Genomic DNA, 10,081 nt, shown 5'->3' with positions numbered 1-10,081 from the left:
AACAAACCGCGGGAAAACCCCCCTCCCACAGGGGAAGAAAAAACCCCTGTGGGAGCGGGCTTGCCCCGCGATGTTTTTAAGCCGGGGTCAAACACTCCGGCCCATTGAGCTTCGGATCATTGACCAGATTGGCCAGCACCCGCTCACGCAGCGGTGCCTGACTGCTGGCCAGCAGCTCATACAAGCGCGCCACAGGCGTTTCAGGATCGAGCCAGGCCGCCTGCCCGGCCTCATCAAGAATCAACGGCCGGCGCTGATTCACCGCGGCCTGGGTAACCACCGCAGTGCTCAACCAGACCTGATCCTGCACCGGATACGCCTCCCAGATCGCCGCAAAGAACAGCGACGAACCCTCGCCCGGTGTCAGCCAGTAAGGGCGTTTGCGCTGGGTACCGCGCCACTCGTAAAAGCCGTTGGCCGGCATCAGGCAGCGGCGCAGGCGAAACGCCTCGCGAAACATCGGTTGCTCGGCCAGGGTTTCCGCGCGGGCATGCGCCGGGGTGCGCGACAAATCGGTCAACCACGCCGGGGTCAGCCCCCAGCGGGCGCGGGCCAGCGTCAGCTCACCCGCCTCAGGCCGGCGCTGGATCAGCACCGACGCACCGGGCGAAATATTCCATTGAGCCTGCTGATCGGTCGGAAACCCCGGCAATGCAGCAAAGGCGGGAGACCAGCGAAACAGCGCGTAACGTCCACACATGAGGGATAAAGACCTAGCAAATCAGGGTTCCCGGAATGTGCTCCGGTTCGTCGCCAGCCAGTGGCTGGGCTGCATTGTACGCGGCGATCAGCTGGCGTGCGTGTTCGGCCTGTTCATCGGCCACCGCCAGGCCCAACAGGCCCTGCATCGGTAAATCGCCCATCGCCCCCATCAGGTCGCGGCCGACCAGGTGAACCTTGACGCCCTCGTTGTCGAGCATCCCGATCAGCATTTCGGCTTCCAGCAGGTTTTCCGGATCATAAATTCGCTGCATCAGTCATTCTCACCGTAAACATCCAGCATCCATTCCTCCCCGTGCACCTGGAGCACGAAGCGGATCGGCTTGCAGCAGACCTGGCAGTCCTCGATGTACTCCTGATCACCGCCAGAGAGGTCCACCGTGGTCTCGACTTCTTCACCACAATAAGGGCAATCGTAGATCGCAGTTTCCAGCATCGCGGCCTCCCGAGTGACTTGTGCGTATAATTGCCGGTCTATTTACAGGACCTGCGCGTGTTCGAGCCGTTTTTCGAACCCCGGCCCTACCTATTACCCTAGCCGTTTCCAACAAGAGAGCATGATGGGCGAATTCGATGCCATCCGACCGTACAACGACGCTGAGGTCCCTGCCGTTCTGGCACGCCTGCTCAGCGACCCGGCATTCCTCGATATCCTCACCCACTTCCGCTTCCCGCGCATGGCCGGAGCCTTTGGCTGGCTGCTCAAGCCACTGATCGCCCGGCGCCTGCGCAAAGAGTTTGCCGGCGTCAGCTGCGTGTCGACCCTGCAGGACAAAGTCGAGTACTACGTCGACCATACCATTGAGCGGGCCACCGACGGTGTCACCTACACCGGCGTCGAGCTGCTCAAGTCCGGCACCGCTTATCTGTTCCTGGCCAACCACCGTGACATCGTCATGGACCCGGCATTCGTCAATTACGCGGTGTACCACGCCGGCCTGCCGACGCCGCGCATCGCCATCGGTGACAACCTGCTGCAGAAGCCGTTCGTCAGCGACATGATGCGCCTGAACAAAAGCTTCATCGTTCATCGCTCAATCAGTGGGCGCCGGGAAAAGCTTGCGGCCTATCAGTTGCTCTCGGCCTACATCAACCATTCGATTCGCAACGACGGCCAGTCGATCTGGATTGCCCAGGCCGAAGGCCGGGCCAAGGATGGTGACGACCGCACCGATTCAGCGATCCTGAAAATGTTCCACATGAGCCGCAAGGACGAGCCGTTCGGCGCGGTGATCCAGTCGTTGAACCTGAGCCCGGTGTCGATCAGCTACGAATACGACCCATGCGATCAGGCCAAGGCCCGCGAGCTGTACATCCGCGCCACCACCGGCAGCTACACCAAGGCACCGGGCGAAGATGACCTGAGCATTGCCCAGGGCATCACTGGCTACAAGGGACGCGTGCACATCAACTTCGCCCCGCCAGTGACGGCGTTCGTCGAGGACACCAAGCAGCTGGCAGTGGAGATCGATCGGCAGATTCTCGGCGGTTACCGGTTGTTCCCGGTGCACTACCTGGCCTATGCGCAATGGGCCGATGCGGATCCGGCACTGGATGTGCCGACCGCGGCCAAGGTGTTCCCGGCCGACGAACTGGCCCGCGCCCAGGCCGAATGGCAGCGCCGCCTGGATGCCTGCCCGGCCGAGCAGCGGCCGTATCTGGTGCAGCAGTATGCGACGCCGGTGCGTAATCAGTATCGGGTCAAAGTGGGTTTGGGGTTTTGATCGTCGGGGGACAAGCCCGCTCCCACAGGTTATCTTCTGCCAGTGGGAGCGGGCTTGCCCCGCGATTACGGTTCAGACCCAAGTGCTGAACCAGGACAGCAGCAAGGCCAATGCCAGGAAGGCAAAGCCCAGAATGTAGTAGAAACGATTGATGCGCAGGCCCATGCCATCGACCACTGCTTCATCGGCGGCCATGCCGGCCAGGGTTTGCGCGGCACGGCGCCGGGCGCTGTGCAGCAACAGGCCGCCCGGGCAGGTCAGCACCAGGGCCAGCAGGTTGATCAGCTTGGCCGGATGGGCGGCCAACAGCCCCCAGATCACTTGCAACGACATCGCAGAACCTCAAAGGAAGACTATCGAAACACTCGACTCGGCGCGCATTCTACCCAAGCGCCGCGCGTATTCCTGCCCTTTGCGACAAACGACGATTTATTCCCGCCGTCATACGTTCGTCATCAAGACACGCCACCCTACCGGCCCTTGCCATCCACCGGAGCTTGTCATGCTGCACGCCGAAAACCAGGACCGCCTCTATCTGATCGCCCAGAGCGACGAGCAGCAGGCGTTGATCGATGGCCTGGCGTTCAACGTCCAGGACCGTCAATGGCTGGTTTACTGCGCCCTCGGTGGCCATGCCCATGATGATTTGCCCGAGGTCGACGGCCAGACCGGCATCAGCGTACTGAATCTGTACGTCGAAGCGGCCTGAAGGATGACGGCCGGTGGGAGCGGGGGGGGGGGGGGGGGGGGGGGGGGGGGGGGAGGGAGGGCACGGCGGGGAGGGCTTGCCCCGCGATACGATGTGACGGACAGATCGCATCGCGGGGCAAGCCCGCTCCCACCGGGGAGGCTTTATTCGCCGAGGATCTGGCCGATGGCCTGATCCTTGAACAGACGCGTCAGGGCATCGCTGAGCACATCACTGACCAGCTTGGTGTTGGTTTCCTGGTTGGGCGCCATGCCGAAGCGCTGGTCCAAGGACGCGCCGTAACGGCCACTGTAGCGACGGTTGGCATTGGCCACGTCAGCCTTGAAGGTCGCACCGATGGTCGCCTCGGTCACGTACATGCCTTCTTTTGGCGACTGGTACTTCAGCTCCGCCAGGGTCACGGTCAGCTGAGGCGCGTTGTAGGCATTCGGCGTCGGGGTGAAGCCGAGCAGACGCACAGCCGCTTCGGCCTGGGCTTGCAGTTTTGGCAGGATGTCGTTGCCAGTCACGGTGATGGCGCTGGTTTCAGGGTACAGGCCACCGCGGGTGCCCAGGGTTTGCGAAGCGCGACCGTCAACCACCTTGACCACGACCGGTTGACCATGGCCGACCGGTGCGAGCTGGGCGGTGAGTTTTGGTTGCGGGCTGAGTTGTTGCGGGCTGTGGGCACAACCGGCCAGGGTCAGACTGGTCACCGCGATCAAACCGAACAACAAACGTTGCAACATGCTCATCTCTCCAGAATAGGCAGCAAAGGCCGCCAGTATAACCAGCACGACGCGGCCCAGCCATCGCCGTGCCATTAGGGAATAAGACAGGCGCGAACGCCGCCGGTTCGCTGTCACAATCGTTTCATCACCCGGCGGCTATGCTGGCGCCCAGAACACTTACAGAGGTAGACCGCCATGTCCTGGTTCTGGACTTCACTCTTCACCCGCCAGCCCAAGCGCTGCTTCGCGCGCCTGGACAGCCAGGGGCATTGCCTGGCCTTCAAGCAGTGCGCAACCAGGCCGGATACCGGCGACTGGGTGGAAATCGACGAAATTCGTCTGGCCTGGCTCAATCGTCCCCTGCCCGCCAGCGCCCGGATTTGCTCGCGTCCCCGTGGCAACTGGATACAGCGCAGCCTGGCCGCCTGAGCAGTGCATCAATAAAAGTCGTTAATAAAGATCATTTCTGCCCGAGACATCGTTATAATCTCCCCCCGATTATAAGGACGTCTCCTGATCGGGCCTCGCAGCACCGCCAATGTTCATCATCGGCATCCTCCGCACCGCCCACAGAGAGCCTTCCACACAGGTCTTGCACCAGCCAGTGTGCCCGCATTTTTCGGCCCCCTGCTCTGCCTGAACCTGCCGGGGCTGCCATCGCGCAGACCTTTTTTGAGGTTCACGACTCCAAAAGAGCGTGAAAAAACGGGTTTTCACAACTTCACGAGAGTGTGGCGAGCAATGAACAGTCTGGCATGTGCAAAAGCACCTAAAGTGTCCCGAACAGCCCTGAACAGCTGGCAACAGCGCTCATCCCGGATGAGTGCCTGAGGCCGGTCCATAACGCACGACGGGCACCTTGACCATAAGTCGAATTGCCGCACCGGCCTTAAAATGCGTTCATAGGCAACGCAAAGCCCGGTTGGCGGTGTCCGCTGAAGTTGCAAAAACTGCGAAGAATCGGACATGGCGATCCTGGCAAAGCCAGAGATCCTATGCTGTCAATTTGGTGCTGTAGATTTTGGAGACGCGTTAAATGGCGCAGAACGAAGCAGTCGATGTAGTACTGGTAGGGGCAGGCATCATGAGTGCCACCCTGGCCGTACTGCTCAAGGAACTCGACCCGGCGATCAAGCTGGAAGTCGTCGAGTTGATGGATTCGGGTGCCGCGGAAAGTTCCAACCCGTGGAACAACGCCGGGACCGGCCATGCCGGGCTGTGTGAACTGAACTACACGCCGCAGGCCGCTGACGGCAGCATCGACATCAAGAAAGCGGTGCTCATTAACACCCAGTTCGAGGTCTCCCGGCAGTTCTGGGCGTACCTGAGCAAAAAAGGCGCGTTCAGCTCGCCACGGGCCTTTATCAATCCCGTGCCACACCTGAGCTACGTCGAAGGTGAGAAAGGCATCGATTTCCTCAAGAAGCGCTTCGAGCTGCTCAAGCAGCACCATGCCTTCTCGGAGATGGAATACACCGAAGACAAAGCGCTGATGAACGAGTGGATGCCGCTGATGATGCCGGGTCGCCCTGCCGACCAGAAAATCGCCGCCACCCGCGTCATGAAAGGCACCGACGTCAACTTTGGCACCCTGACCAACAAGCTGCTCAAGCACCTGGCCAGCGCGCCGGATGCCCAGGTCAAGTACTGCAAGCGGGTCACCGGTCTGCGCCGTAACGGCAGCGGCTGGACCGTCAGCATCAAGGACGTCAACAGCGGCAGCAGCCGTGAAGTCAACGCCCGCTTCGTCTTCCTCGGCGCCGGTGGCGCGGCCTTGCCGCTGCTGCAGCAATCGGGCATCGAAGAAAGCAAAGGCTTTGGCGGCTTCCCGGTCAGCGGCCAGTGGCTGCGTTGCGACAATCCGGAAGTGGTCAAGAAGCACCAGGCCAAGGTGTACAGCCAGGCCGCTGTCGGCTCGCCGCCGATGTCGGTGCCGCACCTGGACACTCGCGTCGTCGACGGCAAGACCTCACTGCTGTTCGGCCCGTACGCCGGCTTTACCACCAAGTTCCTCAAGCACGGCTCGTTCATGGACCTGCCGCTGTCGGTGCGCATGAGCAACATCGGCCCGATGCTCGCCGTAGCCCGCGATAACATGGACCTGACCAAGTACCTGGTCAGCGAAGTGATGCAGTCGATGGAGCAGCGTCTGGACTCCCTGCGCCGCTTCTACCCCGAGGCGAAAGCCGAGGACTGGCGCCTGGAAGTGGCTGGTCAGCGTGTACAGATCATCAAGAAAGACCCGAAAAAAGGCGGCGTGCTGCAGTTCGGCACCGAACTGGTAGCAGCCAAAGACGGTACCCTGGCTGCCCTGCTGGGCGCCTCCCCTGGCGCTTCGGTAACCGTATCGATCATGCTCGACCTGATCGAACGCTGCTTCCCTGAGCAGACCAAGGGCGCCTGGGCGGCCAAGCTCAAGGAAATTTTCCCGGCCCGGGAAAAGGTCCTGGCTGCCGACGCTGCGCTGTACCACAAGATCAGCGCACACAACGACGAGGTCCTGGGCCTGGTCGAAAACAGCCCGGCGCAGCACTACGCGTAATGCACCGGCATAAAAAAACGCCCTTCGGGGCGTTTTTTTATGGGTGTTCGAAATCAGCCGCGAGCCTTCTCGATAATCTCGATGTACTCAGGGGCGTTACGCTGATCCTTGATCACGTCGATGAAGGTCTGACCGTGCTCGTCTTTACCGTCCAGGTCCAGACCTGCCTCGACGAAGAAACCGACAAAGCGCTCGAAGTCATCGATACGCAAGCCGCGGTAGGCCTTGATCAGCTTGTGCAGCGAAGGTGAAGTGGCATCCGCCGGTTCGAACTGCAGGAAGGATTTGACGTACTCGTCGCTGATCTCATCCCCAATCACTTGCTTCTTGTCTTTACGCATTGCCGACTCCAACTGAACCATCACGGACATTTTCACGGGCCGGCAGTTTACCCCTGCCCGGCACCGGCGCTCAACGCGCGCGTACGGCCCCGGTATGCAGATCGGCCCAGACATGGCCGTTGGCGTAGCTGAGAAATTGCACATAGACGGTGTTGTTGCGCAGCAGGTCGAGGATCACCGGGTACTGGCTTGACGGGTAGTTCAGGCTCAAGACCTTGCGCTTGTCATCGAACACCGGCTTTTTCAGGCTCTTGCTCTCGGCATCGAAGCTGATCAGCACCTGGCTGACCGTCGCCCCCTTGCTCAAGGGCTTGCCCTTCAAGCGCAGGACCAAGGGTGAAGTCACCGGAATCGGCTGCTGGTTGGACTGACGCTGGTTGCCCACGACCACCGAGTACTCGGTGACCTGCAGCAATTGCTGGCTTTCAGGGGCTTCCTGGCGCACGCCCAGGTCATCAGGCGGGAGAAACTGGCTGTGCAAAGGGGCAGCAGCCAGCGGCATGCTCAACAGCAGAAGAAGGGGGACAATTGCACGCATGTCAGGCTCCTTGAGACGGCCTGGCACTCTAGCACGGGAAAACGCCATCGCGTGGCAAGCCCGCCCACAAACCCGGTGGATGCGGGATCGCCACGCAATCGGACGTCAGAGTCCTTTGACAGCGTAAATGCCATTGGCATTTCGCCAGTAGCCCTTGTAATCCATGCCATAACCGAAGACATAGCGGTCAACGCAGCTCAGGCCACAGAAGTCAGCCTTGAGTTCGGCGCTGGCCTTGCGGTCGTGATCCTTGTCGATCAGCACAGCGGTGTGTACCGCGCGCGCACCGGCATGCTTGCAGAAATCGATGATCGCGCTGAGGGTGTGCCCTTCGTCGAGGATGTCGTCGATGATCAGCACGTCGCGGTCAATGAACGAGACTTCCGGCTTGGCTTTCCAGAACAGATCACCACCGCTGGTCTGATTGCGGTAGCGGGTGGCGTGAAGATAAGACGACTCCAGCGGGAACTGCAGGTGAGTCAGCAGCTTGCCGGCAAAAATCAGGCCACCGTTCATCACACAGAACACCACCGGGTTGCTGTCGGCGAGCACTTCGCTGATCTGCGCGCCAACGCGGGCGATAGCGGCCTCTACTTCGGCCTCGGTGTACAGGCAGTCAGCCTCTCGCATGACTTGACGGATATGCTCGAGATCAGCGGACATGGCGCTCTCCAGGGGGCTGCAAATGAGAAAAGCGGGCAAAGGTACGCATCCAAGGGCGTCAGATCAAGCATTTATGGACTAACGTCCAGAATGCCTATAGGACACACGCGGCTGAATAGATTAATCTACCGCGGTTTTTTTGCCCGCCCCCCGGAGCTTTTCCTATGCCTACCCGTGAGATCCGCCATCCGCTGATCCGTCACAAGCTCGGCCTGATGCGCCGTGCCGATATCAGCACCAAGAATTTCCGCGAACTCGCCCAGGAAGTCGGCACGCTCCTGACCTACGAGGCCACCAAAGACCTGCCACTCGAAACGTACGAGATCGAAGGCTGGTGCGGCAAGGTCCAGGTCGAGAAAATCGCCGGCAAGAAGATTACTGTAGTACCGATCCTGCGCGCCGGCATCGGCATGCTCGACGGCGTGCTCAGCCTGATTCCCGGCGCCAAGGTCAGCGCCGTGGGTGTTGCTCGCAATGAAGAAACCCTCGAAGCGCACACCTACCTGGAAAAACTGGCACCGGAAATCGACGAGCGCCTGGCGCTGATCATCGACCCGATGCTGGCCACCGGCAACTCGATGGTCGCCACCATCGACCTGCTGAAGAAAGCCGGTTGCAAGGATATTCGCGCCATGGTTCTGGTGGCCGCTCCCGAAGGTATCGACACCGTCGAGAAAGCTCACCCGGACGTGCAGATCTACACCGCCTCGATCGACGAGCGCCTGAACGAACACGGCTACATCATCCCGGGCCTGGGCGATGCCGGCGACAAGATCTTCGGTACCAAGCAGAAGGACGCCTGAACATGCAGGATGAGTTCAACGACCCGCTCTGGCGTCAGGTCGTCTCTGGCGCGCAGATGCTCTTTGTAGCCTTTGGTGCGCTGGTGCTGATGCCACTGATCACCGGCCTCGACCCGAATGTCGCGCTGTTCACCGCAGGTTTGGGAACTCTGCTGTTTCAGGTAGTCACTGGCCGTCAGGTACCGGTGTTCCTTGCTTCGAGTTTCGCCTTCATCACCCCGATCATTCTCGCCAAGGGCCAGTTCGGCCTGGCCGAGACCATGGGCGGGGTCATGGCGGCCGGTTTTGTCTACACCTTCCTCGGCCTGGCCGTGAAGATCAAAGGCACGGGCTTCATCGACCGCCTGCTGCCACCGGTAGTCATCGGCCCGGTGATCATCTCGATCGGTCTGGCCATGGCTCCGATTGCCGCCAACATGGCAATGGGCAAGGCCGGTGACGGCACCGAGCTGCTGCCCTATGGCACCGCCATGATGATCTCCATGCCGGCGCTGCTGACCACCCTGATCGTCGCCGTGTTCGGCAAGGGCATCTTCCGCCTGGTGCCGATCATTGCCGGCGTGCTGGTCGGCTTTGCCTTGTCGTTCTACTTCGGTGTGGTCGATACCGCCAAGATTGCCGCCGCGCCCTGGCTGGCCGTGCCGCACTTCACCGCACCGGCATTCAACTGGCAGGCGATCCTGTTCATTGTGCCCGTCGCCCTGGCGCCGGCCATCGAGCATATCGGCGGCGTAATCGCTGTAGGTAGCGTGACCGGTCGGGATTACCTGAAAAAGCCAGGCCTGCACCGCACCCTGCTCGGTGACGGTATCGCCACCACCACTGCCGGTCTGTTCGGCGGCCCGCCCAACACCACCTATGCCGAAGTCACTGGCGCGGTGATGCTGACCAAGAACTACAACCCGAAGATCATGACCTGGGCGGCGGTTTTCGCCATCACCCTGGCATTCATCGGCAAGTTCGGCGCCCTGCTGCAAAGCATTCCGGTACCGGTCATGGGCGGCATCCTCTGCCTGCTGTTCGGCTCGATTGCGGCGGTGGGCATGAACACCATGATCCGCCACAAGATCGACCTGAGCGAAGCGCGCAACCTGGTGATCGTTTCGGTGACGCTGGTGTTCGGCATTGGCGGCGTGCTGGTCGGCAGCGGTACCGGCCCGGACGATTGGGGCCTCAAAGGCATCGCCCTGTGTGCGGTGGTGGCGATTGCCCTGAACCTGCTGCTGCCGGGCAATGACGGCTGGAAGAAAAAGATAGAGGAATAAAAGCATCGCGGGGGAGAAAACCCCCCCCCGAATTCCCCATATCCCCCCTGTTGGGGGGGTTTTTCC

14 protein-coding genes are annotated in these 10,081 nt (G+C 61.0%); 6 read left to right on the top strand and 8 right to left on the bottom strand.

Annotated features, from left to right (window positions below):
* Nucleotides 1-76 precede the first annotated feature (76 nt).
* From ACO6VD_RS26255 to ACO6VD_RS26245, 3 genes are read right to left on the bottom strand one after another with little or no spacing between them, the layout of a single operon-like run.
* Complete coding sequence (locus tag ACO6VD_RS26255; RefSeq protein ID WP_422422777.1) at nt 77-700, bottom strand: SOS response-associated peptidase; 624 nt, start codon at nt 698-700, stop codon at nt 77-79.
* Between the two features lie 13 nt (nt 701-713).
* A complete protein-coding gene (locus ACO6VD_RS26250) occupies nt 714-974 on the bottom strand; it encodes a putative signal transducing protein (RefSeq protein ID WP_422422776.1) in 261 nt (86 codons plus the stop codon).
* Nucleotides 974-1,156 carry a CPXCG motif-containing cysteine-rich protein gene (locus tag ACO6VD_RS26245; RefSeq protein WP_010225771.1) on the bottom strand — a complete coding sequence of 61 codons (183 nt, stop codon included), beginning with the start codon at nt 1,154-1,156 and terminating at the stop codon, nt 974-976. Before ACO6VD_RS26245 ends, ACO6VD_RS26250 begins: the two co-directional genes overlap by 1 nt.
* Nucleotides 1,157-1,277: 121 nt before the next feature.
* Between ACO6VD_RS26245 and ACO6VD_RS26240 the strand changes: the two genes are divergently transcribed.
* A complete protein-coding gene (locus ACO6VD_RS26240; protein ID WP_422422775.1) occupies nt 1,278-2,444 on the top strand; it encodes a 1-acyl-sn-glycerol-3-phosphate acyltransferase in 1,167 nt (388 codons plus the stop codon).
* 72 nt (nt 2,445-2,516) lie between these two features.
* Here ACO6VD_RS26240 and ACO6VD_RS26235 read toward each other — a convergent pair whose 3' ends face one another.
* A complete protein-coding gene (locus ACO6VD_RS26235; protein WP_400171943.1) occupies nt 2,517-2,777 on the bottom strand; it encodes a hypothetical protein in 261 nt (86 codons plus the stop codon).
* Nucleotides 2,778-2,946: 169 nt separating this feature from the next.
* Here ACO6VD_RS26235 and ACO6VD_RS26230 point away from each other — a divergent pair, with 169 nt between their 5' ends.
* On the top strand, nt 2,947-3,153 hold the full coding sequence (locus tag ACO6VD_RS26230; protein ID WP_422422774.1) for a hypothetical protein: 207 nt from the start codon (nt 2,947-2,949) through the stop codon (nt 3,151-3,153).
* A gap of 143 nt (nt 3,154-3,296) precedes the next feature.
* Here the strand turns inward: ACO6VD_RS26230 and ACO6VD_RS26225 are convergent, their stop codons facing one another.
* On the bottom strand, nt 3,297-3,881 hold the full coding sequence (locus ACO6VD_RS26225) for a YajG family lipoprotein (protein ID WP_400171941.1): 585 nt from the start codon (nt 3,879-3,881) through the stop codon (nt 3,297-3,299).
* A gap of 177 nt (nt 3,882-4,058) precedes the next feature.
* On the opposite strand from ACO6VD_RS26225, the gene ACO6VD_RS26220 reads away from it, so the two are divergent.
* Together ACO6VD_RS26220 and mqo are read left to right on the top strand one after the other, a co-directional pair.
* A complete protein-coding gene (locus ACO6VD_RS26220) occupies nt 4,059-4,292 on the top strand; it encodes a hypothetical protein (protein WP_422422773.1) in 234 nt (77 codons plus the stop codon).
* 607 nt (nt 4,293-4,899) lie between these two features.
* A complete protein-coding gene (gene mqo, locus ACO6VD_RS26215) occupies nt 4,900-6,405 on the top strand; it encodes a malate dehydrogenase (quinone) (protein WP_422422772.1) in 1,506 nt (501 codons plus the stop codon).
* Between the two features lie 53 nt (nt 6,406-6,458).
* On the opposite strand, the gene ACO6VD_RS26210 is transcribed toward mqo, so the two are convergent.
* The 3 genes from ACO6VD_RS26210 to ACO6VD_RS26200 form a co-directional block, all read right to left on the bottom strand.
* The gene (locus tag ACO6VD_RS26210; RefSeq protein WP_422422771.1) at nt 6,459-6,746 is read right to left on the bottom strand and encodes a PA4642 family protein; all 288 of its coding nucleotides are present in this window, start codon (nt 6,744-6,746) and stop codon (nt 6,459-6,461) included.
* A gap of 70 nt (nt 6,747-6,816) precedes the next feature.
* Entirely contained in the window at nt 6,817-7,284 is a 468-nt protein-coding gene (locus ACO6VD_RS26205; protein ID WP_422422770.1) for a hypothetical protein, read from the bottom strand.
* A 105-nt stretch (nt 7,285-7,389) separates the two neighbouring features.
* A complete protein-coding gene (locus ACO6VD_RS26200) occupies nt 7,390-7,947 on the bottom strand; it encodes a hypoxanthine-guanine phosphoribosyltransferase (RefSeq protein ID WP_400171935.1) in 558 nt (185 codons plus the stop codon).
* 164 nt (nt 7,948-8,111) lie between these two features.
* Between ACO6VD_RS26200 and upp the strand changes: the two genes are divergently transcribed.
* On the top strand, nt 8,112-8,750 hold the full coding sequence (gene upp / locus ACO6VD_RS26195; RefSeq protein WP_038614720.1) for a uracil phosphoribosyltransferase: 639 nt from the start codon (nt 8,112-8,114) through the stop codon (nt 8,748-8,750).
* Between the two features lie 2 nt (nt 8,751-8,752).
* Complete coding sequence (locus ACO6VD_RS26190) at nt 8,753-10,015, top strand: uracil-xanthine permease family protein (protein ID WP_422422769.1); 1,263 nt, start codon at nt 8,753-8,755, stop codon at nt 10,013-10,015.
* Nucleotides 10,016-10,081 lie beyond the last annotated feature (66 nt).

This window comes from Pseudomonas sp. GZD-222 (assembly GCF_049310525.1).
Lineage (GTDB): Bacteria > Pseudomonadota > Gammaproteobacteria > Pseudomonadales > Pseudomonadaceae > Aquipseudomonas.
The sequence above is the reverse complement of the archived record's forward strand: the minus strand, read 5'-3'. Positions and strand labels throughout refer to the sequence as shown.